Raw genomic sequence first — 25206 nt, 5'->3', positions numbered from 1 at the left:
ACACGTTACTTAATGAGTTGGACTCAAAAACAAATTACCTTGAAGCCTCGAAAACGAGGCTTTCACTTGATAGACGACGAGATTATCTCTCAGCTTCCTGAACTACATGACTATCGTATAGGGCTGCTGCACCTGTTTATACAACACACCTCCGCTAGCCTAACAATTAACGAAAATGCCGACCCAACGGTACGTATGGATATGGAAAGCCACTTTAATCATTTTGTACCACAGAGGCAAAGCTACTACCGCCATGATTATGAAGGTGACGACGATATGCCAGCACATATCAAATCCAGCACTTTAGGATGTGAAGTAACCATTCCCATTTCTGAGGGCCGTCTGCGTTTAGGTACTTGGCAAGGTATTTATCTCGGTGAGCATCGTGACCATGGCGGTGCCAGACGCGTTATCGCAACGCTTCAAGGTGACAGAACAGGCTAGGTATTCAAGCGATTAGCCTTCGATGTATTCGTAGCTTACTCTTGGGGTGACGTTACACAGCAGCTCATATGGAATAGTATCTGCACATTGTGCTATTTCTTCTACGGGCAGGTTTGGTCCCCACATTTCTACTTCGTCACCCACTTGAATGCCATTAGGATTATCACCAATATTCACACTGATCATATCCATAGACACGGTGCCGACTATGCCGTAACGCTGGTTACCAATAACTACTGGGGTGCCAATTTTAGCATGTCTGGGATAACCGTCTCCATAGCCAACACCAATAACGGCAAGATAGGTGTCCTGTTCACATTGCCAACGCCCGCCATATCCCACCGCTTGATGCGCTCTCACCCGCTTGATAGCAATAACTTTAGTGGTTAAGCGCATGACTGGCTTTAAACCGTGTTGCTGGCCCACACGCGCAAGCATAGGAGAAACGCCATAAAGCATTAGGCCCGGGCGGATCCAATCGCCATGAGATTCAGGCCAACCTATGATCCCCGCGGAGTTTGCCAAACACAATGGTGCGTGACTTTGGCCAACTAAAGACTTAAATAGCACTTGTTGTACTTCAGTTTTATTGTCTTTGATATCATCGGCACAAGCAAAATGTGTCATTAAGTGGATTTTATCAGCAACATTTTTTGAGCGCTTAAGGCGGGCATAAAATGCTTCAAACTCTTCAGGCTCAACGCCGAGACGATGCATACCGGTATCTACTTTTAACCAAACGGTGAGCGGCGCATCTAAATTAGCACGCTCAATGGCTTCAAGCTGAGAAATGTCATGCACTATGGTTTGCAAATTATTGGCAAGTAGAATAGGTAAATCAGAAGGATGAAAAAAACCTTCTAACAGAACAATTGGTTTAGTAATACCACCTGTTCTAAGCGCGAGCGCTTCATCAACTCTCGCCACAGCAAATGCATCCGCATCTTGCAAATGCTGAGCTATTTTAACCAAACCATGACCATAAGCATTGGCCTTAAGTACCGCCATAATCTTACTTTTTGGCGCCAGTTTTTGCGTTAACTGTAGGTTTTCTCTCAGCGCGGTTAAATCTATTTCAGCACTCGCTAGTCGCATTTCACTACTCAATTGACAGTTAATATTCGTCATCCATTGCTGGACCCGCATAGTTATCGAATCGAGAGTATTGACCTTGGAAAGTTAACCTAACCTTACCGATCGGACCGTTACGTTGCTTACCTATGATGATTTCGGCCGTGCCTTTGTCTGGGCTATCGTCGTTGTAAACTTCATCACGATAAATAAACATGATTAAGTCGGCATCCTGCTCGATAGAGCCTGATTCACGTAAGTCGGAGTTTACTGGGCGTTTATCTGCACGTTGTTCTAGCGTACGGTTAAGCTGAGAAAGCGCGATAACTGGACATTGCAGCTCTTTGGCTAACGCCTTTAATGAACGAGAAATCTCGGCAATCTCAAGCGTACGGTTGTCTGAAAGGCTCGGTACGCGCATGAGCTGCAAGTAGTCCACCATGATCATGCTGATCCCACCGTGATCGCGTGCAATTCGTCTAGCGCGTGAACGCACGTCTGTTGGTGTAAGACCAGATGCATCATCTATGTACATCTTGCCCTTTTCCATCAGTAAGCCCATGGTGGATGACAGGCGTGCCCAATCGTCATCATCTAATTGACCGGTACGTACCTTGGTTTGGTTGATACGGCCGAGTGAGGCGAGCATCCTCATCATGATCTGTTCTGAAGGCATCTCTAGCGAGTAGATCAGTACCGGCTTATCTTGCGTCATCGCGGCATGCTCAGCCAAGTTCATCGCAAACGTGGTTTTACCCATCGACGGACGCGCTGCAACAATGATCAAGTCAGAAGGCTGTAGTCCTGCCGTCATCTTGTCTAAGTCACCGTAGCCTGTACTTACCCCGGTAACACCATCTTGTGGAGATTGGTAAAGTTCTTCAATTTTATCAACAGTTTTCTCTAGGATGCTGTGAATACTTTGCGGACCTTCAGTGCTTTTAGTGCGCTGCTCAGCAATCTTAAATACCTTGCTCTCAGCTAAATCTAACAGCTCATGGCTATCTCGTCCCTCAGGATTAAAGCCAGCCTCTGCTATTTCATTCGCCACACCAATCATTTCACGAACAACCGCACGCTCACGTACGATACTCGCGTATGCATCAATGTTTGCAGCACTTGGCGTGTTTTTAGCAATCTCAGCAAGATAGGAGAAACCACCTATGGTTTCTAACTGATTGTTCTTTTCTAGATTCTCAGAAATCGTGATTAAGTCGATAGGTTGACTAAGCTCTACCAGCTTTTCCATTGCTTCAAAAATCAGCTTATGGGTTCTGGTATAAAAGTCATGAGACACCACCAATTCCGCAACACGGTCGAAGGCTTCATTATCTAGCATCAAGCCACCGAGCACAGATTGCTCAGCTTCAATTGAGTGCGGTGGAACTTTTAAGGTATCGACTTGTATATCTGGTTTAGCCATATCACAACATTGAGAAATTGAAGGCCCTCTATTGTATCTGGTCTACCCATAAGTGCAAATAACAAAAGGCCAGAGTTTGGGGGAAACTCTGGCCTTTTGTTGTTCTTACTGCTCTATTGCTTCACTAGTTACGCTTTAGCTCAATATTGCCGCTAACGGTATCAATTTCTACATCTGCATTACCACCGTTAAGCACAAACTCAAGTGAACGAGCTGGGCCATATTTGGCTTTTTTAACTTGCTCTGAACTTAGCTCATTGGTGATATGACCACCAGAATGCGCGTTGATTTCAAACCTTGCCGATACATCTGCAGGGAAATAAAGCTCAATATCGCCACTAACGCTGTCCATATTTATATTAGCGTTATCCAGTAACTTTGCCGCATATACTGCAATTTCGCCGTTAACGGTAGATAAGCGCAAGTCTTTTAACTCTGCCATCTTCAACTCGACTTCGCCATTGACGTTTTCCAAGCGCAGCTCGGTTGCAGTGGTTTGTGTTTTAATTTCGCCATTAACGGCGTTAAACCTTAATTTACCGCTCGAAGCGATATCTTCAATGTCCCCATTGACGGTTTCAAACTGAATATTGCCATCTAAGTCACGACTATCGATATCACCATTTACCGTTTCTAATGCAATTTTGCCGCTGATTTTACTCGCTTTAATATTACCGTTGACTGTTTTGATACGGGCGCCCGCCGTTAAATCAGCAGCCTCAACGTCAACCACCACCCCTTCAAAATTCAATTCACTGCTACGAGGCATGTAAATGGTGAGTTTAGAGCCATCACCCCCGCCCCAACTTTTATAGCGTCTTGGCATCTTCACGATAAACTCGGTTACCTCACCAGAGGTTTCAAGTTTATAACCCTCGGCTTTATCGTCTAACTCGCCTGTCACTTTAAAAACATTTTTATCCCATGTTTTTATCGTTACGTCACCGCGCTGATTCTCGATGACAACTTTACCATTTGCAGGAACCGACAGTTCTTTATCGATAGATTCTCCAGCAAACACTATCGCAGGTAGCGCCGCTAGACTAATAATTAATGCTTTCATCCTAATTCTCCTAAATTTGTTGCCAACGAGGTTGGTGAACCTTATTGATTAAGTCGAGTTGCTGCTGATAAACCTGAGCTAACATTTTTAACAGCGCAGCGTTCTCAGGATCTTGCTTTAAAGACAACTTAATCGCTTGTTCCGCCTGCTCGAGCTCTTGCAATTGTGTCTGCCAATCAGAAGTCAGCGCTGGCTGCGTTTCATATTGAACCAGTAAAGACTGCTTTTGCTGCTCAAAAAAAGCGCTAATATTAGCCAGTGAGTCTTGCTTGGGCTGATTCATAATGACTTGCCAAGCGAGTAAGCCCGCAATAGTACACGCAGCAATACCAGATAACTTTTGCCAATTATTTTGCTTTGGCGACTGCATCGGTTGTGCTTGATTGATTGCACGCTCAACGCCTTGCCATAAGTCACGTTGTGGCTTTGGCTGCGACTGTTCGTCATTCAGTGCGGTATGCATAAATTCATCAAAAGATGGTTTAGTCATTGTTGTACCACTCCTGTAATAAGTTACGTGCTCGGTGATATTGCGATTTACTCGACCCTACGGCCATGTTTAACATATTGGCAATTTCCTCGTGGCGATACCCTTCGACAGCATGTAATACGAAGACCAACCTGGCACGTTCCGGCAATCTGACAATGAGTTTATCTAGGCCATTTAGCTCTCCTAGCTGCTCAGCTCCTTGCTCATCCAGTCCGGATTGTTCAAAGCTTACGACCTTTTGTAACCAGTTTTTTTGCTTTCTAAGGTAGCTGATAGCAATATTACTGGTCACACTATGTAGCCAAGTCGTAAATTGTGATTGCCCTTTAAATTGGTCTATCTTTTGCCACAATTGCACAAAAACTTCCTGACATGCATCTTCTGCATGAGCGGGCTCAGCGAGCAATCTAAGACATAATGCATATACGCGACGGTGATGTTGCTCAAATAGTTCGCGAAATGCACCTTGGTCCCCTTGCTGGCACCTAGCCACTAGCGCATCGGTTTGTTCTTGTGTAAATGCCTCTTTGGCATTAATTATCATGCGTCTGTTCCTTTGGGTTGATTCCTTCATCTTCGCATATCGAATGGAACAAACAAAGTCACCAACGCTCAATTGCCAATTTCTACTTTTTTATAAAGTACTTATTTAGACGCAGATAAAATCAGAAATGGTTTAAAAGGGTTGGAAAAAATTTTACTTTTTTATTTAGCAGCAAAAAGTGGAACCTGACGCTCCACTCAGGAAAGTTACTCAGCGCTGTTAGCCTCGCTCTCGTCGGCAACTTGGTAAGGTTTATAGTGCCAGCCCTTAAAGACTAATTTCGGCTTTTGTCCCGGCGGCTGTACGCCAATGCCTGCATTTTTTAATGCTTGATCAAAGTGGATCCCTGTACCACCGGTACCAGTAATCGATGCCCCTCGAACTGTACCGTACAATTGCCCACTGCCGTTCAACAGAATAGAAGTTAACGGTGAATAAATAGCAGCATATAGTGACGATGCGCCGCTAAATACAAAACCCTCGGGACCATCAAATGAAGAGTACACGCTAAACACGGGCAGTTTGCTGTTCTTGGTTAAGCCTTCTTGCTCAGCAATAACCTTAGCACTTGCACCAATAGAAACTTTGCCAGTAGTGAACACGGTCAGAGAACTTTCTTTTTCTATCCAGATATGGGTGTCACCAGTTAATGTGAGGTCACCATCAATCAACCAAATCACATCGCCACCTGAGATCTTGATTTTGCCATCAGATCCTAACTTCAACCCTTTAAATGGAAACGCGAGCTGAGTTTTTTCTGTCGCTGTGCCGAGGTTTTGATCCACTCCTTGGAATAAATAAATGGTGTGCTCTTTGGCAACATACACGCTCGATCCATTACGCTCATACACTGCCTGTTTTGGTTTAAAATGTAAGATTTGTTGCGCGCCTACATTGAGAGGAGTAAATCGATTACGAGGATCGATAATGCTATCCATATTAAAGGGTAACGCCAAAGGATCACACTCTTTATTAGGCTTTGCAGGGTCGTAGTCGGGAGAATCAGGATCGTACACCTTTACCGGCTCAACCACTAAATCAGCGACTCTAAATTTAGCATCGGAGTAATGCACACCATCTTGAACTTGCAAGCCAGTATCTTTAAATTGACCACTGCCAGTATATTGAATATCGAACGCATCGCCATTTTGGTTGATGATCTCAGCGCCCCACTCCATTTTCGCGTCACCCATGGCGCGCACATAACCTTGGATCTTGCCGCCTCTATGGGTAAAAAAGCCGCGGCTGTAGACATTACCTTCTACTCGAATACCACTTGATGACGGCGAAATATCTACCCCAGTATTTGATCTAACGTCACCCAAAATAGGTGAAGAACCTTTTAAGTAAATCACACCAGATGCTTCAACATCGCCTTTAATCGGAGAGTGACCTGATAGCACCACATCTGCATCGCCCACCACAGTGTGTACATCACCATCATGGCTTTTTGTTTCTTCGTAAGTGCCTTTCGATGAGTCATAGCTGTCAACAGAGCCACTACCAGATAGGTTCACACCTTTACAACCAGTAACCGCATTTTGGAATATGGACTCTTTCGCTGCTGGCTGTAACTCGAAGCGCGCAACTAGCCGATGGTTCGCGTGCTCACCATGACGCTGACCTAAGCTTTCAATTTCAAACTCATTGCCATTGGCATTAACCGAGATCTGATATTGCGAATCAGAGATCGTTCCACTACCGGTTTTACTAATACCATTTATCAGCGCATTGACATCTTGTGGATTGCCACTTAACGCCGCATCCAGCTTTTGACGATATTCTCTGATCCCTTGTTCAGCCACTAATCTTGCATTAATGTCTTTTTGGAAGTTACCACTTAACCTTTCTTGTACAACACCTTCCTTGAGGGAAGCGAATACCACAACGCTAGCCATGCCGCCAAGCAGCATCACTTTAACCAGTGTAAAACCTTGTTGTTTCATTGTATTAGCTACCTAATCCAGCGTAAAAATTCATCTGTATGCCTGTACCGTATTGTGTCGGAAAACTACTACCTTGTATTGTGACTGTAATTAACTGACCACTGGCATCGGTTGCAAACGCGAGTCCAGTTACCCCTTTCAAAAGATTGATATCGCCAGTGCCGCGATCGCACACTAAATACCCATCTTGTAAAAAATAGCGTTCAGTGTAGTCAACCGTGGGGACACTGCCATCACAAGCGGGCACCCCAGCCAATTGCCGGATCGTAATATCGGTCGCCGTCACAGTAGGGATTTCCTGAGTTTGCTTGATGCTGCGCATCAGCACTCGATTGGTATAGCGAACAATCTCTTGTGATGTCGCAAGCTGCTGGCTTGTCGTCACCGTTTCTTTTATCGACGTGTATGACGTTGCAATCCCAATCACTAATACTAATCCCACAACCATCGCGACCATGAGTTCCAGTAAGGTATATCCCTTTATTTGTTTCATACGCCTCCTCCTGGTGGTGGAGCGCAAGTATCCTCAACATTTGGGTAACTGGTAGTCAAAGAAATTTGGTTTTCAGCAGAGTTTTTTACCCGTTTATCTTCCCAACTCACTGTAAGCTGCATGTTATTGCTATATACCGGAGGCAGCGCTAACGTATAGCGACTATCCGCTGGATGCAGCTGTTGAATAAGTGGATTAGCAAGTGTCATATCATCGTTGTTGTGTTGCAATTCACATAACAAGGGCCATATCCTCTCAATTGCATTTTGGCCATGAATTAACGCCATCGTGTATTGAAAGCTATTGGAGGCAAACTGTAATGACTTAAGCTGCGTCGCAGCAAGACCAAGCAACATAAGCCCAGCCACCAACATCGACACCACGACCTCAATGAGAGAAAACCCCTTACTTAACTGCAATTTTGTTCCGCCTCAGCTAACCAACTTTGACCACTGACCAGCACACATAAACGATAATCCTGGGTATCGGTAATGTTGTCGGTGATCAATATATTGTTTGTCGCCAGCACTTCGCCACTTTCGCGCACAACTTGATCGGCCAGTGCCACTTCTATCGAGCTATGCTTAATAGAAAACCGCCCCACTTCGGTCAATTGGCCATTTTCATTGGTTTTCACAACCCAGTCGCTGTCCTCAACGACCAGTGATACCTGTTGCTCACGTCGAACCGCTTCACTGCGGGCCAAGCGATATACCGCCTGCAGTTGATTAGCATGTGTCGTAAGTCTGTCTTGCTGAATTTGCTTTATAAAACTTGGCGCAGCTATCGAAGCTAAAATTGCAAGTATTGCCATGGCAATAAGCAGCTCAAGCAAGGTAAACCCTAAATGTCTATTGCCAGCAATCATTGTTCTTCGGTCCTTGTTCACCAAGATGGTTGATACTTAGCACACCACATTTATCAGTCGCTTGTGCTTTTCCCACTATTGGCGTGGCTGTAAATTGATATCCCAAATTACGGTACTGCCCAACTGCGCCATTTGGTTTATCAGTGGGAATATATTTAAACATGTAGAATTTAGATTCAGGCAGATCTGTAAGTAAACTCGCATCAGGGTAGCCACTATTACGGCTGTATATGCGTTCAATCACCCCCGCCATTTCCAACATTTGCTGCTGTGCTTGCGAACGACGTCCATCCTGAACGTATTCCACATATGACGGATATGCCACGCTGGCTGTGATCGCCACTATTGCAACGGCAATTAATAGCTCCGTAAGCGTAAAACCTTTATTTACAGACATTTAATTATTCCACCACTAAATTGATAGCGCTGTCATTTTATTCCACTGTATGACAGACAAAAGACAAAGAAAAGGACTAACCTATAATATGTAAACATAACATGGAGCGAAAGTTTCTAAAAAGGAAACTTATTACACCACATTACAGCAGTATTGCCTTTTGATATAAGGCAAACTTTGAGCGAGAGGATCATCCATGTCACACCTTAAATTGGTATGAATAAGATTATTATTATGATTTTCTTCGAGGGGTTACTTAATTCAACCTAAAAGTTGGATACCAACAAAACCAATAGTATTAAGAATATCTGTTAACTAGGTTTTTACTATCCGAAACTCGGGATCATTTAGGTAAATTAAGTGAATAAAAAGCCGTGTATAAAAATACACGGCTTTTTTAAGCTCAATTAAAAATTAAGCTTCAGCAATTACGATTACTTTGATCGTAGCTGTAACGTCAGAGTGTACTTGGATAGCTACGTCGAACTCGCCAGTCTCACGGATAGTACCAAGAGGTAGACGAACTTCTGACTTAGAAACCTCAACACCTACTGCAGAGATAGCATCAGCAATATCGCGAGTACCGATAGAACCGAATAGCTTACCTTCGTCACCCGCTTTAGAAACTAGAGTTACTTCAGCTAGTGCTTCTAGTTTTTCAGCGCGTGCCTGTGCAGCAACTAGCTCTTCAGCGATTTTCGCTTCAAGCTCAGCGCGACGTGCTTCGAAAGTTTCAATGTTAGATTTAGTTGCAGGAACTGCTTTACCCTTAGGGAATAAGAAGTTACGTGCGAAGCCAGATTTAACATTAACCTGATCACCTAGGCTACCTAGGTTTGCAATTTTGTCTAGTAGAATAACTTGCATGTCTCTACACCTTTTAAAAACTAGTAATCAGCTGCTTACTTGTGTAAGTCAGTGTATGGAAGAAGGGCTAGGTAGCGAGCACGCTTGATAGCAGTTGCTAGCTGACGCTGGTATTTAGCGCTAGTACCTGTGATACGGCTAGGTACGATTTTGCCACTTTCTGTTACGTAGTTTCTAAGAGTAGCCAGATCTTTGTAATCAATTTGTTGTACGCCTTCCGCTTTAAAACGGCAGAACTTACGACGTCTGAAATAACGTGCCATGAGTAATTTCCTCAATTAATTCTTTCAATATGTTGTGCGTGCAATACCAGCTGACTCAAGCCATTTCGGCTCTCGTGGCGATTTATAAAACCGCGAACTTGTAATGCTTGCCCAACGTATAAATGCTCAGTTTGGTTTCGGAACTGTTCTCCACTGGCAACCACTTGAATACGCACGTAGGCATTTCGAGTAAGGTCAGCCTCTAATTGCATTGATTTGTGCTCAAGTACAAATATGCAATGTGGGATCCCAGCTGGGCTTTGACTAAATTTAGGTGTTTTACAAATCACGCCCGAAAGCAGATATTGATTGGTATACAGGTCAACCTGATTACTCACCATTACCTCGAAAGGTTAGTCAAATCCGAAATCAACAACGATTAAGCAGAAGCTGCTTCTTTTTTCTCTTCTTTTGCAAGAGGAGACGCTTCAGTTACCGCGTTTTTAGTACGCATAACTAGGTTACGAAGCACTGCATCGTTGTAGCGGAAAGAAGTTTCAAGCTCGTTGATTACTTCAGTTGGTGCTTCAACGTTCAAAAGAACATAGTGTGCTTTGTGAAGCTTTTCGATTGGGTAAGCCAGTTGACGACGACCCCAGTCTTCTAGACGGTGAATAGTACCGCCAGCTTCAGTGATAGCACCAGTATAACGCTCGATCATACCAGGTACTTGCTCACTTTGGTCTGGGTGAACCATGAATACGATTTCGTAATGACGCATGGATATTCCTTACGGTTAGTATAGCCTTGTCCCGTTTCGGCCAGTCGGGGTAAGGCAAGGAACGATAATAGTAAGGCCGAAAGAGCGCGTATTTTACGCGTAGCATTAAAATTAAGCAATCAGTTTGTTATGAAAAATTGGTGGAATAAAGCTATATCTGCAAGGGGTTTTTAGAATGATTGAAAAATAAGAATATTTAGGAGAGTTGGAGCGGCACACGAGGTTCGAACTCGTGACCTCGACCTTGGCAAGGTCGCGCTCTACCAGCTGAGCTAGTGCCGCATTCCATAGTTAGCTCGTTATGTTGTCGGTAATAAAGGCAAGGTCGCGTTGATTACCTACTGCAGCTGAGCTAGTGCCGCATCACAATCTTTAGCTCTGAATTTGTCGGTAACTACGCTAGGTCGCGTCCTTACCTGTAGCCGCGGAGCTAGTGCCGCATCACATTTTTTAGTTTATACACCTAAAGTAAGTGTTTGGAGCGGCACACGAGGTTCGAACTCGTGACCTCGACCTTGGCAAGGTCGCGCTCTACCAGCTGAGCTAGTGCCGCATCACAATATTTAGCTCTGGATTTGTCGGTAACTACGCTAGGTCGCGTCCTTACCTGTAGCAGCTGAGCTAATGCCGCATCACATCATATTCTTTGTTTTTTCAGTCGAATACAAACTGAGAAGTTTGGAGCGGCACACGAGGTTCGAACTCGTGACCTCGACCTTGGCAAGGTCGCGCTCTACCAGCTGAGCTAGTGCCGCATTCCGATGTAGCTCTTAATTTTCCGCTGGGCGCAACCTAAAGGTCGCGTCTAACGTTTTAGCAGCTGAGCTAATGCCGCATCACATCATATTCTTTATTTTTCCAGTCGAATACAAACTGAGAAGTTTGGAGCGGCACACGAGGTTCGAACTCGTGACCTCGACCTTGGCAAGGTCGCGCTCTACCAGCTGAGCTAGTGCCGCATTCCATAGTTAGCTCATTGTGTTGTCGATAATTACGCAAGGTCGCGTTGATTACCTATAGCAGCTGAGCTAGTGCTGCATCACAATATTTAGCTCTGAATTTGTCGGTAACTACGCTAGGTCGCGTCCTTACCTGTAGCAGCTGAGCTAGTGCCGCATCACATTTTTTAGTTTATACACCTAAAGCAAGTGTTTGGAGCGGCACACGAGGTTCGAACTCGTGACCTCGACCTTGGCAAGGTCGCGCTCTACCAGCTGAGCTAGTGCCGCATTCCATAGTTAGCTCATTATATTGTCGGTAACTACGCAAGGTCGCGTCTTTACCTGTAGCAGCTGAGCTTGTACTGCTTTATTTATGCTCAAGAAACCCCGCAAGGCTTGTCATCTCAAGCGGGGCAGGATTCTACAAGATAAAATTTGCTTTGCAAGTGTTTTTTAAACTTTGAAGAATTTTTCTTGATAAACTTTCAGCTCCATGATGGAGTCTTTGATATCATCCAGTGCTAAATGAGAGCTTTTTTTCTTTATTTCACCCAATAGCTCTGGCTTCCAGCGTCTCGCAAGTTCTTTTATCGTACTGACATCCAAATTACGATAGTGGAAATAAGCTTCTAGCTCTGGCATGTATTTGTTGAGGAATCTACGGTCTTGACCAATAGAGTTACCACACATTGGAGAAGCACCTGGCGGCACCCACTCTTTAAGGAAATCTAGTGTTTGCTTAACTGCATCTGCTTCCGTGAACTGACTCGCTTTACAGCGAGCAGTTAGACCTGAGCGACCATGTTGATTGGTGCACCACTCATCCATATTGTCCAACAGCTCATCACTTTGATGAATTGCCACTACTGGACCTTCAGCTAAAACATTGAGATCACCGTCTGTGATCACCGTCGCGATTTCTAAGATTTTATCTGTTTTCGGTTCTAGCCCCGTCATCTCTAGATCGAGCCAGATCAAGTTTGATTCATGAAAAGTCATACTTTACCTTAGCGGTACTTTCCTTTAGATCCAATGCAATTAGATATATCATATTAGTTTAAACACTCGACCTAAAGCTTTTTTTACCATGCGCGGCGTTTTATTGATTTATAGCCTAAATTTGAACGCTCTGCACGCCTAAGCTTAAACAGATTATAAACATGGCAAAGAAAAAGAAACTCAGTAAGGGCCAATCCCGTCGGATTAAAGCCAATCATCAGAAGCGAATCGATAAAGCGAAAGAGACAGAAGTATCTGATGTTTCATGGCAAAACGACAACTTAGGGCCAACAGAAGCTGCAGTGGTGATCAGCCGCTTCGGCCAACATGCGGATATAGAAACCACAGACCAAGAGGTTTTGCGTTGCAATATCCGTCGTACCGTAACAAGCTTAGTTTGCGGTGATGAAGTCATTTTTCGTCGTGCCAAGGTCAGTGATGGTGACTTAGCCGGCGTAATTGAGGCTGTACATGAAAGGCGCACACAACTCACTCGTCCAGATTTTTATGACGGTGTGAAAGTTGTTGCTGCAAATATTGACCAAATATTGATGGTGTCGGCCGTTGTGCCTGAATTTACCCCTCAAATCATCGATCGCTATTTAGTCGCTTGTGAGGATATGGGGATAGAGCCGATTTTATTACTAAATAAAATTGATTTGCTTGACCAAGAAAGCCTCGAATATATTGATGAAGTCTTAGATATATATCGTGAGCTTGGCTATCGCGTACTGTTAGTCAGTACAAAATCAGGCGAAGGCATTGACGAGTTAAAACACATGCTTGAGGACAAAAATAACATTTTTGTTGGACAATCAGGGGTTGGCAAATCAACGTTGGTCAATACGGTACTACCCAATGCAGATATTCTCACCAAAGAAGTCTCCGAAAATAGCGGCTTAGGGCAACATACAACCACAGTATCGCGCTTACACCACTTGCCGTCCGGTGGAAACCTGATCGACAGCCCAGGGATCCGTGAGTTCGGCCTATGGCACTTAGACGTGGAACGCGTCACTTGGTGCTTTAAAGAATTTAGGGAGTTTATTGGCGGTTGCCGCTTTAGAGACTGTAAACACCTGAACGATCCGGGATGTTTACTTCGTGAAGCCGTAGATGAAGGTAAAATCAGCGAATTACGTTTTGAAAGTTACCATCGTATTTTAGAGTCTATGGCTGATGGCCGCGCAGGTGCGCGCGCGCCGAGAGTCTGATAATATTTGCTAAATTGGCTCAATGACTTGAGCCCGATAGCCACTTCGCAATACAAAAAAGCGAAAGTGACAAGACTAATAATTAGGAACTGTTAAAAGTGAATTTGGATAAACTAAAAATTGCCATGCAATATGCATTACCTAAACATGCGGTTTCTCGTTTGGTTGGTAAGCTTGCCGCAGCAGAAGCTGGCGCCTTAACCACAAAGCTAATTAAGCTGTTTATCAAACAATATAAAATCGACATGAGCGAGGCATTGCACGAAGATCCAGCTCACTATAAAACCTTTAACGAGTTTTTTACCCGTCCGCTGAAGCCGGGGATCCGTCCTTTGGCAGAAGATAGCGATATCCTTGCCCACCCAGTTGATGGTGCAATCAGCCAACTTGGTGATGTCGTCGATGGTCAAATTATCCAAGCTAAGGGCCACAACTACAGCTTACAGACGCTGCTAGGTGGTAAAGAAGAAGACGTTGCGCCTTATGTTGGTGGTAAGTTTGCAACGATTTATCTAGCGCCGAAGGATTATCACCGTATCCACATGCCGGTTGATGGCACACTTCGTAAAATGATTTATGTACCAGGCGACTTATTCTCAGTAAATCCACTTACTGCGCAAAATGTGCCTAATTTATTTGCTCGTAACGAGCGAGTTGTTGCTATTTTTGACACTGAGATTGGTCCGCTTTCTATGGTATTGGTTGGTGCAACTATCGTCGCTAGCATTGAGACGATTTGGGCCGGTACAGTGACACCACCAGCCGGAAGAGATGTCTTTACTTGGACATATCCAGCAGAAGGTGACAACGCGATAATGCTGAAAAAAGGCGAAGAGATGGGTCGCTTTAAGCTTGGTTCTACCGTGATCTTAGCGTGGGGGGCAAATAAGGCTGAGTTCTTAGATGGCCAAAACCCAGAGACTGTCACACGCATGGGTACACCTTTCGCAAAAATAGCAGAGTAAATTACTTTTATACCAATTTGCTTAATTAAGTGACCTATTTTGAGGCGAGAAAATCTTGTCGATAACAAGGCAAAAATTTTGCTATTTAGTTTGTTCTAAATAAGAAATTTTTAACGCCGTTAGCGTCAGATTTACTCCTTCAAATTGAGCAAGTATTAAGACTAATTGGTATTAGTGGCTTGAAACTACTTCAAGCCACTACATTCACATTCGGGGTTTTTACTGAGCCTATACTGCTTTTGCTGAAAACTCATACCATCTAGCGTACAAAATACACTTCCTTGGTGATGTCCAAGTAGCACGTTTATGGTCAATAAAGCTTGCTGCGCGCCGATCACCCCCAGTAATGGGCTAATGACGCCAAAGTTGTCACAATTCTCCACTGATGTTTGCGAACCCTCAGGGAAAACGCAAGCATAGCAAGGCGACTTGGCTCTAAAATCAAAACACATTAGTTGGCCTTGCGTGGCAATCGCGGCTCCAGCTATCAACACCTTGCTCGCTTGATAACAATACCGATTGAGCAAATAACGGGTAGTAAAGTTATCGCTGCAATCCAGGACAATATCTGCATCACGGAGCAACTCGGCGACGTTCTTATCAGTCAATCTCGCATTCATTGGTACTAATGTGATCTCGTTATTGAGACTTGCCAGCACCTTTGCTGCTGCTTTGGATTTTTGCTGACCAAGGTGGTTCACCTTATACAGAATTTGCCTTTGTAAGTTAGACAATTCCACGTCGTCGTCATCAACAAAAGTAAGCTTACCAATGCCACTCGCCGCTAAGTAAAACAACGCTGGGCTTCCCAGCCCACCGCAGCCAACCACAGCCACATGCGCCTGCTTCAATGCGAGTTGGCCTTGCTCCCCGACCTCTTTTAACAGCAAATGGCGACTATACCTTAGCCGCTCTTTGTCATTGAGTTCAGTCATGCCGCGCCATAGCTTGCTTTAATTCAAGTACAGCTTGCTGTGGGTCTTGGGCTTCAGTGACGGCTCTTACAACCGCGATACTAGAGACGCCTGTTGCAGCCACTTCCTGTGCTCGGCTAAGATCAATGCCACCAATAGCGACGGTTGGATAGCTGCTTTGCATCAAAGGTACAAAATGTGTCAGCTTTTCCAACCCTTGGATTTGGCCAGTCATGTCTTTAGTCGTGGTTGGGTAGATGGCACCAAAAGCCAAATAACTTGGGCGATAGTTATGTGCCCTGAGCATTTCATAAAAACCATGGGTCGAAATACCTAAGCGCAGCCCTGCCTCTTGGATGGCAACAAGATTAGCTTTATCGATATCCTCTTGGCCTAAATGAATTCCATAAGCGCCGTGTTTAATCGCTAACTGCCAGTAGTCGTTAATAAACACCTTCGCATCGTATTTTTGTCCAAGTGCAATGGCAGTTTGTATTTCAGCTCCAAGGTTAGCTTGCTCTGGATCTTTAATTCTCAGCTGCACCGTACCGACACCTAAAGCGAGACATTTTTCCACCCAGTCTGCACTGTCTACCACGGCATAAAGGCCAATAGGGTCGTCAATGTTGGCAAAGCCTGCAGCAAAATTAAATTCCTCAGGTAATGCAAACTCTAGTTCATCAGCAAGCCAAGAGCCCGCTTCTATCACTTGCGGGTAATCATTGAGATCAACTGGAAAACTCGTATGCGCAACAGGGCCCACACCTTCACCATAACGTATCGCCGCTTTTAGTCCTGCATTGATGTATGCTTTAGCGAGAATAAAAGCATCTTTAAATGGGTACTCCTTGGCCATACATGCCGCGATCACTGACGATAAACTACACCCAGTACCATGGCTATGCGGTGTTTGAATTTTCTCATTGCCAAGCCAATACTCGGTATCACCCGCTAAGCCATAATCAATGCAGTAGCCTTTTGGGTAATCCCAATGACCGCCTTTAATGATCACCGACTTTGCACCGAATTCACGCAATTTGGCAGCAGCCTCTTTTACCGCTTCAGGACCTATCAAATACACGCCTGTCAGCAGCTGAGTTTCGTGTGTATTGGGTGTAATGATATCCACCAGCGGTAATAAATGGGTTTTTAACGCATCCACCGTGTCTTCTTCGGTTAATGAATCCCCGCTCGTCGCGATGGCTACTGGGTCATAAACCACAAGCGGCGGCTTTTCCCATGTTGCTTTATAATGCTCGAGGTGTTCAGCGATCAGTTGGATCTGCTGAACATTGGCGAGCATGCCAATCTTTATCACCGTTGCAGGCATATCTTGCGAAAGCGCCGTCAGCTGAGATTCGATAACCGTGGTCGAAACCGGGTTTAACGCTTCCACCCCTAAACTATTTTGCGCCGTCAACGCAGTTACTACGGTACAACAATGAACATTAAAGCTCTGCGTTGCTTTGATATCCGCTTGAATACCAGCGCCACCGCCAGAATCAGAACCCGCAATACTCCAAACGATATGTGACAAAGAGAACTCCTTATATAGTTATCCGCAATTCAAGTTAGTTTGCGTGCCAAAAAGGCATGCCTAAGGTTGGCGTAGAAGGTGATGCCACCTCTTTTTGTGGCATTGCTTTTGCCAAATAAGACAGACGCCCTGCAATCGTGCTGGCTTCAAACGCTTTTGCCATGGTGATAGGACAACCCGCCCCAGCCACTGCCGAATTCAATAGTACGGCATCATAACCCAGCTCTAGAGCTTGGCAAGCGTGAGACGGCAAGCCGAGTCCCGCATCGACAATCAAGGTTTGATGGGGCAAACGTGTGCGAATGGTTTGCAGGTTATATGGATTTAACAGCCCTTTTCCCGTACCAATTGGTGCGCCCCAAGGCATTAAAACTTCACAACCAAGCGCATCTAAACGCTGACACAGCACCAAATCATCAGTGCAATAAGGCAATACCTTAAACCCGTCTTTTAGCAAAATTTCGGTGGCTTCGAGCAATGCAATTGGGTCTGGCTGTAAGTTATATTCATCACCAATGAGCTCAAGTTTAATCCAATCCGTAGCAAACACTTCCCGGCACATCTGCGCCAAGGTCACCGCTTCTTTTACGCTGTGACAGCCTGCCGTGTTTGGTAAGACTCGTAGTCCCATCTCTTTGATAAGTGACCAAAAGTCATCACCCGCCTGCTTAGTTTGCTGGCGTCTCAGCGACACAGTAACAATTTCAGCACCTGAGGTGGCGATAGCCCCCTGCATTACCTCTGGAGAAGGATAAAGTGCTGAGCCAATTAACATGCGGCTAGTAAATTGTTCACCATAAATAGTGAGCTTAGTATCAGTCAAAGACTGCATGTTTATCCCCCTTGAATTGGCGATAAAAGCTCAATCTTATCACCGTCGCTTAGTGTCACGCTTGGCAGCTCCGTACGAGAAACAAAAGTACCATTAAGCGCGACGGCAAAAGGCGGTTTGGCACCTCTGGCTTCAATAAATTCCTGAATATTTTGCTCGCGGTTGATATTAATCGCTTCGCCATTAAATTCGACTTTCATAATAACTCCTTAGATAGTGCTTGTTTCACGATAAGCGGTGCCAGCAGATAACCGTGTCTATATAGGCCATTAATACTGATCACATTACCTTGTTGTTCAATTTTGGGGTGATTATCTTTAAACGCAGGTCTAAGCCCTGCTAATAAAGACAATACTCGCGCTTCGGCAAACCCACGATGAACTGAATAAGCAGCAGAGAGTAATTCGAGTGTAGAACGTACCGTTATCTCACCATTATCTTGCGATTCAATTTCCGTCGCACCAATAACAAATTGATGGTCTGGTTTTGGCGCAATGTAAATGGGATATCTGGGGTGCATCAAGCGCACAGGTCGAGTTAAGGTCACTTCTGGGGCATAAATTCTCGCTACTTCGCCACGCACACCACGAAGCCCATTACACGTAGCTTTCGCACCAAGACCGCGACAATCAATCACCCAGTCATACGCTTGACTAAGCTGCGCCTTTTGCGCTTCATCACAATGGACACCGTAGTTAATCTCTACACCTTGCTTCGTCAATGTTGCCGCACTACTTTGATAGAACGCCTGATTATCAAGCTGGCCTTCGCAAGGTAAATACAAGCCTTGATGGAACACACCGCCAAGCTCTGGTTCCAATTGCGCGATCCGAGTACCATTCACCACTTCCGCACTATGATCTTTTAACGGCTTTAAGCGCTGCTGAAAACTCACTAAATCACCACGGTCTTGGCCATGTGCCACAATAAGAGAGCCTAGCTGCTGAAAAAATACCGGGCTTTCCAGTTTCGCCAGTAATTGTGGCCAGAGTTTCAAGGACTCCAGCCCCTGCCGCGCCAATGCTTCATCGCATATCACAGACTCAGCCAACGGTGCTAACATGGCCGCCGCCACACTACCTGCTGAGCTCTCCGTACCTTGCTTTGCTTGTTCAAATACGCTGATTTGATAACGCTCAGCGAGCATCAACGCGGCGATGCGCCCAGTTAAGCCAAAACCCAAGATAGCAACACGTGCTTGAGTAGACATAGCTACACTCCTAAAATTAGCCACCCGACGGGCATCAAGGTGGCTATGATGGGATAGATCATATCGCTTTGTGGTAAAGCTCAGAGCCTGATTGCTTAAACTCTTCTGATTTTGCTTTCATCTCGGCTTCAACATCCACCATTTTAATGCTGATCTCTTCGCCTACATTATTAGGATCAATGCCTCGCGCTTCTAACTCTTTTGCATAGTCACGCACATCCTGAGTGATCTTCATCGAGCAGAATTTAGGACCACACATAGAGCAGAAATGAGCGACTTTGCCCGACTCTTGTGGCAAGGTCTCATCGTGATATTCACGAGCACGCTCTGGATCTAGACCGAGATTAAACTGATCGTGCCAGCGGAACTCAAAACGCGCTTTAGATAGCGCATTGTCACGAACTTGAGCACCCGGATGGCCTTTCGCCAGATCCGCTGCATGCGCCGCGATCTTGTAGGTGATCAAGCCTTCTTTTACATCTTCTTTATTCGGTAAGCCTAAATGTTCTTTTGGTGTCACATAGCACAGCATCGCACAGCCATACCACGCAATTTGCGCCGCACCGATCCCTGAAGTGAAGTGATCATAACCCGGAGCGATATCGGTTGTGAGTGGGCCAAGCGTGTAAAACGGTGCTTCATCACAGTGCTTTAGCTGCTCTTCCATATTCTCTTTGATCATATGCATCGGCACGTGTCCAGGGCCTTCAATAAAGACCTGAACATCGTGTTTCCACGCAAGCTTAGTTAACTCACCAAGGGTACGCAGTTCACTAAATTGCGCTTCGTCATTGGCATCGGCAATAGAACCCGGACGTAAGCCATCGCCCAATGAGAAACAAACATCATACTGTTTTAAGATTTCACAGATGTCTTCAAAGTGCGTGTAGAGGAAGTTTTCTTTGTGATGCGCTAAACACCACTTCGCCATAATTGAACCACCGCGAGACACAATACCTGTCACGCGTTTTGCCGTCATCGGCACGTAACGCAGTAGTACTCCCGCGTGGATAGTAAAGTAATCCACGCCTTGCTCAGCTTGTTCAATCAAGGTATCGCGGAAGATCTCCCAGGTTAGATCTTCGGCAACGCCATTCACTTTTTCTAGTGCCTGATAGATTGGTACAGTACCGATTGGCACAGGAGAGTTACGTACCACCCACTCGCGGGTTTCATGAATGTAACGCCCTGTAGACAGATCCATTACGGTATCTGCACCCCAACGGGTCGACCATACCATCTTTTCTACTTCTTCTTCGATAGAAGAGGTCACAGATGAGTTACCGATATTGGCATTAACTTTGACTAAGAAGTTACGTCCGATGATCATCGGCTCAGTCTCAGGGTGATTGATATTGTTTGGCAGTACAGCACGACCACGGGCGATTTCATCACGCACAAATTCAGGCGTAATAAACTCAGGAATACTGGCGCCAAACGATTGGCCTTTGTGTTGCTGCGCGAGCAATTCTTCACGCAACTTAGCGCGTCCCATATTCTCACGGATCGCCACATATTCCATTTCAGGCGTCACTATCCCTTGGCGGGCGTAGTGCATTTGCGTGACATTTTTACCCGCCTTAGCACGACGGATTTTAGGTAGGTGTTCAAAGCGAATATGATCAAGCCCTTCATCCGCCATACGCTGCTGAGAAAACTGTGACGTCACCGACTCTAGCATTTCGGTATCATCGCGCTCAACTATCCACTGCTCTCTAAATTTAGGAAGACCAGCACGAACGTCAACCGGTACTTCAGGATCTGTGTATGGACCTGAAGTATCATAAACACGAATGGGATCGTTTGATTCAAATACCGGATTTTCTTCGGTGCCACCTACAAACGAATCACTTAGCGTGATTTCACGCATACCAACGCGTACGCCTGCTTGCTCGCCCTTCACATAAACTTTATGTGAGTTTGGAAAAGGTTGGCCTTTAAGGTTATGGATAAATTCTGCCGCGGCTGCTCGCGCTTCACGACGACTTAGCTTGCTACTATTGTTTGACATGACGTCCCTCTTATTTTCATACAAAGGTGTCTTGTCAGATCTCCAAAAGGAGAGAGACGAGGATAGTCCTCGGGTAAGGTGGATAGCAATAAACCACTATTGCTACAGACAAACGCAGCGCGTTTGCTGTCTTGTTCCCTACGCAGGCATTAACCTGATCAGGTCCACGGATCCCGCAAAATGCGATCTCAGCCCGACTATTTGCAACAAATTTGCTGCAAAAATTCAAGGCACTCCGACAAGTAACGAATTAGCGCCAGTCTACTTGCTAACACGAAAGCTCGCAAGCACTGACACTGGAATTCTTATTTTCAGCTTATTGTTTAATAAAACTAAACTGAGGTTTTCCTTTTAAGGTCAACTTATTAGCATTTACTTCAAGCAAGACACCAATTTGTAATTGGTTAATAAGCTGCGATTCAACCTGAGCGATTTCTTCACCACAGTACTTACGCGTCATGCCCAAGTTTTTAACTTTTAACTGCCCTTCGACAATTTCGCCTTCACCAAAAAAGCGATTACAACCCGCAAAACCGTTGACCTGCAGTGCATCGATAAAACGAATATCAATAGGCTTTTCACCAAGTCCAGCGTCTGATTGTAATTGCGTAATATTTTGGCCATTAATACTCTGTAACTGCCAAGCGGAATACTTAAGCGCTTCCGTGTCTACCTTCCCTGTCGATATACATCCACTAAGCGCCATTATTGCGCCGATTATGCTGATGAATTTCATGGTAAACCAACTATTTTATGCCCTGAGTTTATTATAACGTTTCAAGACACAAAAATAGCAGTAAAATTCTGTAAAAATCACTCAATTGAGTATTTTACCGTCGCCATGTTTACATATCGTAGTATTTAATTAAATAAGTGTGTAATAGCGTCAGGTAAAAACGGTCTACCGCGCTCATTTACCGAAGTTCCAGTGACCACAGCATCAAGCATGAGTTTATCGTCATGCGCTCTTATTACTTTTTGCTTAAATGCAAACTTTACTCTGCTTTCACGCTCAAGTGCGACTTCAACATAAAACTCATCGCCTGGACGTAACGAGTCTTTGTAATTCATTTCGCTACGAATAACGACTAAGTTCACTTTTTGCTCTGCAAGCGCTGCAAAATCAACGTTATTCGCCAATAAAAACTCATGTCTTGCGTGCTCTAAATAATTAAAATACACGCTGTTATTAACTATTCCCTGTAAGTCACACTCATAGTCTCGGACTTTAAAATCAACTTTAAAACTCATATCTGGCCTATTTGTTTAACATTTGCGGGCTAACATATAACACAATTTCACTGTCAACTGGTCTGGCTTTTGTTAAACTGTGCCCAATTAAAAATGGGACAAAGATTAAGCATGAAGTTAAAACTCTCTACGATCACCCTGGCACTGCTGCCATTTTTCTCTCATCAGGTACTTGCCGACGATAACCTAGAAACTATTGTCGTCACCGGCGATTTTCAGAATGAAACTATCCAGACATTAAGTGCAAGCGCTTCGGTGGTGGACGAACTCACTATCGCTAAACGTGGTGCGCAATATTTAGATGAGATACTGGGTGCCACCGCTAACGTTAACTTTACGGCAGGTGCATCTCGTGGTCGCTTTATGCAAATCCGAGGGATCGGCTTACGTTCACAGTTTGTTGATCCTATTTATCCCAGCGTTGGCTTATTAATTGACGGTATTAATTACTCAGGATTAGGCGCAAGTGCGCTGCTTTTTGATACTGAGTCAGTGGTGGTGTATCGCGGCCCTCAAGGCACTAAATTCGGTTCAGATGCTTTAGCAGGAATCGTTGAAGTAAATACCCAAGCCGCTACCACAGCGCCCTCATTAAAAGTGAAGTTAGGCGCAGGTAATTATGGTAGCTACGAAGCAGGCCTTGCGGCGGGCACAGGGTTAAGCGACGACACCGCTGTGCGCGTCAGCCTTTATCAACGAGAGTCTGACGGCTACGTAGATAACCTCTACCTAAACAAACCTACTCAGCAACAAGACGAGCAAGTAGCAAGAGTGAAACTTAACTCTCAAGTGAGCGATAATTTCGCACTAGAGTTTGCTTATCACCATATTGATACTGAAAACGGGTACGACGGTTTCACCCTAGATAATTCACGTAACAGTGTTGCTGATGACCCGGGCCAAGACAACCTCAGCTCCGATGCGTTTTCACTACGCGGAATTTATACTCGCTCAGACTTATTCAATGTGGAATTTAAAGTATCTGGGCTAGATGCTGATACTTTATATAGCTACGACGAAGATTGGGTATGTAATGACGCAGCTCAGCCAGCGCTATGCGCAGCAGGATTACACCCAGAAGGATACAGCTCAACCGATGCCTACGAGCGTAACCATGAAAATGGCAACATAGAGTTTTTAATCAAAGATAAACAAAATGACTGGGTGATAGGTGTTTTTGCAAAGCGTAACGATGTTGATTTGACCCGTCATTACACTTGGCTTGAGAACCCATTTACGTCAGCATACACCGTAGAAAGTAAGGCGATTTTTGGTCAATACGTGCATCACCTTTCAGACAAAACTCGCCTAATCGGTGGTCTTCGCGCAGAGCAATATGACGCTGACTATTTAGATAGTAACGGCTTTAGTATCGAAACCGATGATGTAATGTGGGGCGGAAAAGTCGCACTTGAATATCAAGTTGTACCGCGCACGATGATCTACACCAGCCTTACTCGCGGTTACAAAGTCGGCGGTGTAAACGGCGAAGCACTAGCAAAAGCCAAAGATGAAGGTTTAAACATTCCGGCCGAACACCATTACTTTGACCCAGAGTATGTTTGGAACGCTGAGTTTGGCGTAAAAGGTGAGTCTGAAGACAAACGTCACCTTGTGCGTGTTACCGCTTTTTATATGCAACGCGATGATATCCAGTTAAAGCAATGGCAAGTTTCTAACCAGCAATTTGCAGGCTACATCGACAACGCCAGTAAAGGCAGTAACTACGGCCTAGAAGTTGAAGGTAACCTACAATATACGGACCGTCTTGGTTTTAGCTACAGCGCAGGCTATTTAGAGACCGAGATTGAAGACTTTGTGGCTGCCAGTGGCCTAAACCTTGATGGTCGCGACCAAGCACAAGCGCCAAATTATCAATACTCGTTTGCCGTTAATTACGAGTTAATGGATAACCTAGTGGTTGAATTAGGTGTGGAAGGCAAAGACAACTATTACCTCTCGGATAGTCACAACGAACAAGCGCGTAATCATAACCTGATCAACGCAAGCCTTAGTTACTATGGTGACAACTGGTCATTAACGGCTTGGGGTAGAAATCTTGCAGAAGAAGACATTGTGGTACGTGGCTTTAGGTTTGGTAATAATCCACTAGACGGCTGGCAAGACAATACCTATGTACAGTACGGCGAGCCGCGCGTTTATGGTCTAAGTTTGACTTACGAACTGTAGTACGACCCGTTTATCGCCTACACATAAGGCGATAAACGGGCACAAAAAGAAAAAAGGGGGAACGTAAAATTAGAGTAAAACGTTCCCCCTCACCGCAAAAACTCAAAAAGCAATTACCCTTTTAGTTATTCCATGCTTGGGGCACTGGAATACACCAACTCAACCAGATTATTCATCGTTTTTGACTTCTGCATGTAAGCCTTTTCCATATGGGCAAGCTCTTGCAGTTCAAACAGGGTTGTTTCCACCAGTGCTAACCATTTGGTTGTGGTGTCTGGCACCTCGTCACCCTGCCTTGCCGCCTTCTTGAGGGCATCGTAATAAATCGTTAAGTCATGATATTGGCGTAGATAATCCATATTGCTCTCCAACATGTCACTTTATTTCACACTAAAGTAACAAAAGCTTCGAGCAAAAATCTGCGCGAAGAAAATTTTTTTGAATTTATTTGTAAATTAATTAAAAACGCCAAAATCATCATCGCAACACCTCAGTTAAATAATGAGTTACTCATCTCAGGCTTCGCCTAAAAAATCGAGCGAAGATTAATTA

The 25206-nt window shown here is 44.8% G+C and carries 28 protein-coding genes, 5 tRNA genes and 1 riboswitch; of the genes, 4 read left to right on the top strand and 29 right to left on the bottom strand.

What is annotated here, in order from left to right; translation table 11 throughout:
• The first annotated feature begins 12 nt into the window (after nt 1-12).
• Entirely contained in the window at nt 13-444 is a 432-nt protein-coding gene (locus NH462_RS11970; RefSeq protein WP_017217220.1) for a secondary thiamine-phosphate synthase enzyme YjbQ, read from the top strand.
• A gap of 12 nt (nt 445-456) precedes the next feature.
• Here the strand turns inward: NH462_RS11970 and alr are convergent, their stop codons facing one another.
• From alr to orn, 20 genes are all read right to left on the bottom strand, one after another.
• Entirely contained in the window at nt 457-1539 is a 1083-nt protein-coding gene (alr, locus tag NH462_RS11965) for an alanine racemase (RefSeq protein WP_045987983.1), read from the bottom strand.
• Between the two features lie 19 nt (nt 1540-1558).
• Entirely contained in the window at nt 1559-2938 is a 1380-nt protein-coding gene (dnaB, locus tag NH462_RS11960) for a replicative DNA helicase (protein WP_017217222.1), read from the bottom strand.
• A 124-nt stretch (nt 2939-3062) separates the two neighbouring features.
• Complete coding sequence (locus NH462_RS11955) at nt 3063-4001, bottom strand: DUF4097 family beta strand repeat-containing protein (protein WP_010368800.1); 939 nt, start codon at nt 3999-4001, stop codon at nt 3063-3065.
• Between the two features lie 10 nt (nt 4002-4011).
• Entirely contained in the window at nt 4012-4491 is a 480-nt protein-coding gene (locus NH462_RS11950; RefSeq protein WP_017217223.1) for a hypothetical protein, read from the bottom strand.
• Nucleotides 4484-5035 carry an RNA polymerase sigma factor gene (locus NH462_RS11945; protein WP_010368802.1) on the bottom strand — a complete coding sequence of 184 codons (552 nt, stop codon included), beginning with the start codon at nt 5033-5035 and terminating at the stop codon, nt 4484-4486. The genes NH462_RS11950 and NH462_RS11945 overlap by 8 nt, the downstream gene beginning before the upstream one ends.
• Before the next feature lie 206 nt (nt 5036-5241).
• Complete coding sequence (locus NH462_RS11940; protein WP_253105795.1) at nt 5242-6981, bottom strand: polymer-forming cytoskeletal protein; 1740 nt, start codon at nt 6979-6981, stop codon at nt 5242-5244.
• 4 nt (nt 6982-6985) lie between these two features.
• Complete coding sequence (locus NH462_RS11935) at nt 6986-7474, bottom strand: prepilin-type N-terminal cleavage/methylation domain-containing protein (protein ID WP_253105794.1); 489 nt, start codon at nt 7472-7474, stop codon at nt 6986-6988.
• Nucleotides 7471-7893 carry a prepilin-type N-terminal cleavage/methylation domain-containing protein gene (locus tag NH462_RS11930; protein ID WP_253105793.1) on the bottom strand — a complete coding sequence of 141 codons (423 nt, stop codon included), beginning with the start codon at nt 7891-7893 and terminating at the stop codon, nt 7471-7473. Before NH462_RS11930 ends, NH462_RS11935 begins: the two co-directional genes overlap by 4 nt.
• On the bottom strand, nt 7884-8342 hold the full coding sequence (locus NH462_RS11925) for a GspH/FimT family pseudopilin (protein ID WP_010368806.1): 459 nt from the start codon (nt 8340-8342) through the stop codon (nt 7884-7886). The genes NH462_RS11930 and NH462_RS11925 overlap by 10 nt, the downstream gene beginning before the upstream one ends.
• Nucleotides 8326-8739 (bottom strand): type IV pilin protein, encoded by a 414-nt coding sequence (locus tag NH462_RS11920; RefSeq protein ID WP_253105792.1) that lies wholly within the window; start codon nt 8737-8739, stop codon nt 8326-8328. The genes NH462_RS11925 and NH462_RS11920 overlap by 17 nt, the downstream gene beginning before the upstream one ends.
• 414 nt (nt 8740-9153) lie before the next feature.
• The gene (gene rplI / locus NH462_RS11915) at nt 9154-9606 is read right to left on the bottom strand and encodes a 50S ribosomal protein L9 (protein WP_010368808.1); all 453 of its coding nucleotides are present in this window, start codon (nt 9604-9606) and stop codon (nt 9154-9156) included.
• Between the two features lie 35 nt (nt 9607-9641).
• The gene (rpsR, locus tag NH462_RS11910; protein ID WP_002962753.1) at nt 9642-9869 is read right to left on the bottom strand and encodes a 30S ribosomal protein S18; all 228 of its coding nucleotides are present in this window, start codon (nt 9867-9869) and stop codon (nt 9642-9644) included.
• A gap of 11 nt (nt 9870-9880) precedes the next feature.
• Nucleotides 9881-10210: a primosomal replication protein N gene (gene priB, locus NH462_RS11905; protein ID WP_010368809.1), complete on the bottom strand. Its 330-nt coding sequence runs from the start codon at nt 10208-10210 to the stop codon at nt 9881-9883.
• A gap of 38 nt (nt 10211-10248) precedes the next feature.
• Nucleotides 10249-10590, bottom strand: a complete 342-nt coding sequence (rpsF, locus tag NH462_RS11900; RefSeq protein WP_010368810.1) for a 30S ribosomal protein S6 — start codon at nt 10588-10590, stop codon at nt 10249-10251.
• A gap of 206 nt (nt 10591-10796) precedes the next feature.
• Nucleotides 10797-10872, bottom strand: a tRNA-Gly gene (locus NH462_RS11895).
• Between the two features lie 195 nt (nt 10873-11067).
• Nucleotides 11068-11143, bottom strand: a tRNA-Gly gene (locus NH462_RS11890).
• A 126-nt stretch (nt 11144-11269) separates the two neighbouring features.
• Nucleotides 11270-11345, bottom strand: a tRNA-Gly gene (locus NH462_RS11885).
• Between the two features lie 128 nt (nt 11346-11473).
• Nucleotides 11474-11549: transfer RNA gene (locus tag NH462_RS11880), tRNA-Gly, on the bottom strand.
• A 194-nt stretch (nt 11550-11743) separates the two neighbouring features.
• A tRNA-Gly gene (locus NH462_RS11875) sits at nt 11744-11819 on the bottom strand.
• A gap of 165 nt (nt 11820-11984) precedes the next feature.
• Nucleotides 11985-12530 (bottom strand): oligoribonuclease, encoded by a 546-nt coding sequence (gene orn / locus NH462_RS11870; RefSeq protein WP_010368811.1) that lies wholly within the window; start codon nt 12528-12530, stop codon nt 11985-11987.
• Nucleotides 12531-12691: 161 nt separating this feature from the next.
• On the opposite strand from orn, the gene rsgA reads away from it, so the two are divergent.
• Both rsgA and asd read left to right on the top strand, forming a co-directional pair.
• Nucleotides 12692-13744, top strand: a complete 1053-nt coding sequence (gene rsgA / locus NH462_RS11865; RefSeq protein ID WP_010368812.1) for a small ribosomal subunit biogenesis GTPase RsgA — start codon at nt 12692-12694, stop codon at nt 13742-13744.
• Nucleotides 13745-13842: 98 nt separating this feature from the next.
• Nucleotides 13843-14709 carry an archaetidylserine decarboxylase gene (gene asd, locus NH462_RS11860; RefSeq protein WP_017217228.1) on the top strand — a complete coding sequence of 289 codons (867 nt, stop codon included), beginning with the start codon at nt 13843-13845 and terminating at the stop codon, nt 14707-14709.
• 185 nt (nt 14710-14894) lie between these two features.
• Here asd and NH462_RS11855 read toward each other — a convergent pair whose 3' ends face one another.
• The 8 genes from NH462_RS11855 to NH462_RS11820 form a co-directional block, all read right to left on the bottom strand.
• On the bottom strand, nt 14895-15644 hold the full coding sequence (locus NH462_RS11855; protein ID WP_253105791.1) for a HesA/MoeB/ThiF family protein: 750 nt from the start codon (nt 15642-15644) through the stop codon (nt 14895-14897).
• Nucleotides 15637-17160 (bottom strand): thiamine phosphate synthase, encoded by a 1524-nt coding sequence (thiE, locus tag NH462_RS11850; protein ID WP_253105790.1) that lies wholly within the window; start codon nt 17158-17160, stop codon nt 15637-15639. The genes NH462_RS11855 and thiE overlap by 8 nt, the downstream gene beginning before the upstream one ends.
• A gap of 34 nt (nt 17161-17194) precedes the next feature.
• Nucleotides 17195-17992 (bottom strand): thiazole synthase, encoded by a 798-nt coding sequence (locus NH462_RS11845; protein WP_253105789.1) that lies wholly within the window; start codon nt 17990-17992, stop codon nt 17195-17197.
• 2 nt (nt 17993-17994) lie between these two features.
• Complete coding sequence (gene thiS / locus NH462_RS11840; RefSeq protein ID WP_253105788.1) at nt 17995-18192, bottom strand: sulfur carrier protein ThiS; 198 nt, start codon at nt 18190-18192, stop codon at nt 17995-17997.
• Complete coding sequence (locus tag NH462_RS11835) at nt 18189-19202, bottom strand: FAD-dependent oxidoreductase (RefSeq protein ID WP_253105787.1); 1014 nt, start codon at nt 19200-19202, stop codon at nt 18189-18191. The genes thiS and NH462_RS11835 overlap by 4 nt, the downstream gene beginning before the upstream one ends.
• Before the next feature lie 58 nt (nt 19203-19260).
• The gene (gene thiC / locus NH462_RS11830) at nt 19261-21213 is read right to left on the bottom strand and encodes a phosphomethylpyrimidine synthase ThiC (protein WP_010368827.1); all 1953 of its coding nucleotides are present in this window, start codon (nt 21211-21213) and stop codon (nt 19261-19263) included.
• Between the two features lie 118 nt (nt 21214-21331).
• A riboswitch (TPP riboswitch) is annotated at nt 21332-21461 on the bottom strand.
• A 68-nt stretch (nt 21462-21529) separates the two neighbouring features.
• The gene (locus NH462_RS11825) at nt 21530-21949 is read right to left on the bottom strand and encodes an META domain-containing protein (protein WP_010368829.1); all 420 of its coding nucleotides are present in this window, start codon (nt 21947-21949) and stop codon (nt 21530-21532) included.
• A gap of 125 nt (nt 21950-22074) precedes the next feature.
• Complete coding sequence (locus NH462_RS11820) at nt 22075-22464, bottom strand: acyl-CoA thioesterase (RefSeq protein ID WP_130126973.1); 390 nt, start codon at nt 22462-22464, stop codon at nt 22075-22077.
• Nucleotides 22465-22575: 111 nt separating this feature from the next.
• Between NH462_RS11820 and NH462_RS11815 the strand changes: the two genes are divergently transcribed.
• Nucleotides 22576-24654, top strand: a complete 2079-nt coding sequence (locus NH462_RS11815) for a TonB-dependent receptor (protein WP_253105786.1) — start codon at nt 22576-22578, stop codon at nt 24652-24654.
• A 125-nt stretch (nt 24655-24779) separates the two neighbouring features.
• Here the strand turns inward: NH462_RS11815 and NH462_RS11810 are convergent, their stop codons facing one another.
• The gene (locus NH462_RS11810; protein WP_010607079.1) at nt 24780-25013 is read right to left on the bottom strand and encodes a hypothetical protein; all 234 of its coding nucleotides are present in this window, start codon (nt 25011-25013) and stop codon (nt 24780-24782) included.
• Nucleotides 25014-25206: the final 193 nt, after the last annotated feature.

It is taken from the genome of Pseudoalteromonas sp. OANN1 (genome assembly GCF_024124685.1).
GTDB lineage: Bacteria > Pseudomonadota > Gammaproteobacteria > Enterobacterales > Alteromonadaceae > Pseudoalteromonas > Pseudoalteromonas piscicida.
Note: the sequence above shows the minus strand (reverse complement) of the source record. Positions and strands in the feature narration are given on the sequence as shown.

Coding starts and splice junctions, on each gene's coding strand:
- NH462_RS11920 (WP_253105792.1), bottom strand. CDS start 8,739: ATGTCTGTAAATAAAGGTTTTACGCTTACGGAGCTATTAATTGCCGTT.
- NH462_RS11935 (WP_253105794.1), bottom strand. CDS start 7,474: ATGAAACAAATAAAGGGATATACCTTACTGGAACTCATGGTCGCGATG.
- NH462_RS11950 (WP_017217223.1), bottom strand. CDS start 4,491: ATGACTAAACCATCTTTTGATGAATTTATGCATACCGCACTGAATGAC.
- dnaB (WP_017217222.1), bottom strand. CDS start 2,938: ATGGCTAAACCAGATATACAAGTCGATACCTTAAAAGTTCCACCGCAC.
- rpsR (WP_002962753.1), bottom strand. CDS start 9,869: ATGGCACGTTATTTCAGACGTCGTAAGTTCTGCCGTTTTAAAGCGGAA.
- alr (WP_045987983.1), bottom strand. CDS start 1,539: ATGCGACTAGCGAGTGCTGAAATAGATTTAACCGCGCTGAGAGAAAAC.
- NH462_RS11970 (WP_017217220.1), top strand. CDS start 13: ATGAGTTGGACTCAAAAACAAATTACCTTGAAGCCTCGAAAACGAGGC.
- rpsF (WP_010368810.1), bottom strand. CDS start 10,590: ATGCGTCATTACGAAATCGTATTCATGGTTCACCCAGACCAAAGTGAG.
- priB (WP_010368809.1), bottom strand. CDS start 10,210: ATGGTGAGTAATCAGGTTGACCTGTATACCAATCAATATCTGCTTTCG.
- NH462_RS11955 (WP_010368800.1), bottom strand. CDS start 4,001: ATGAAAGCATTAATTATTAGTCTAGCGGCGCTACCTGCGATAGTGTTT.
- rplI (WP_010368808.1), bottom strand. CDS start 9,606: ATGCAAGTTATTCTACTAGACAAAATTGCAAACCTAGGTAGCCTAGGT.
- NH462_RS11945 (WP_010368802.1), bottom strand. CDS start 5,035: ATGATAATTAATGCCAAAGAGGCATTTACACAAGAACAAACCGATGCG.
- NH462_RS11820 (WP_130126973.1), bottom strand. CDS start 22,464: ATGAGTTTTAAAGTTGATTTTAAAGTCCGAGACTATGAGTGTGACTTA.
- thiC (WP_010368827.1), bottom strand. CDS start 21,213: ATGTCAAACAATAGTAGCAAGCTAAGTCGTCGTGAAGCGCGAGCAGCC.
- NH462_RS11925 (WP_010368806.1), bottom strand. CDS start 8,342: ATGATTGCTGGCAATAGACATTTAGGGTTTACCTTGCTTGAGCTGCTT.
- NH462_RS11845 (WP_253105789.1), bottom strand. CDS start 17,992: ATGCAGTCTTTGACTGATACTAAGCTCACTATTTATGGTGAACAATTT.
- NH462_RS11825 (WP_010368829.1), bottom strand. CDS start 21,949: ATGAAATTCATCAGCATAATCGGCGCAATAATGGCGCTTAGTGGATGT.
- orn (WP_010368811.1), bottom strand. CDS start 12,530: ATGACTTTTCATGAATCAAACTTGATCTGGCTCGATCTAGAGATGACG.
- thiS (WP_253105788.1), bottom strand. CDS start 18,192: ATGAAAGTCGAATTTAATGGCGAAGCGATTAATATCAACCGCGAGCAA.
- NH462_RS11835 (WP_253105787.1), bottom strand. CDS start 19,202: ATGTCTACTCAAGCACGTGTTGCTATCTTGGGTTTTGGCTTAACTGGG.
- rsgA (WP_010368812.1), top strand. CDS start 12,692: ATGGCAAAGAAAAAGAAACTCAGTAAGGGCCAATCCCGTCGGATTAAA.
- NH462_RS11855 (WP_253105791.1), bottom strand. CDS start 15,644: ATGACTGAACTCAATGACAAAGAGCGGCTAAGGTATAGTCGCCATTTG.
- NH462_RS11815 (WP_253105786.1), top strand. CDS start 22,576: ATGAAGTTAAAACTCTCTACGATCACCCTGGCACTGCTGCCATTTTTC.
- NH462_RS11940 (WP_253105795.1), bottom strand. CDS start 6,981: ATGAAACAACAAGGTTTTACACTGGTTAAAGTGATGCTGCTTGGCGGC.
- NH462_RS11810 (WP_010607079.1), bottom strand. CDS start 25,013: ATGGATTATCTACGCCAATATCATGACTTAACGATTTATTACGATGCC.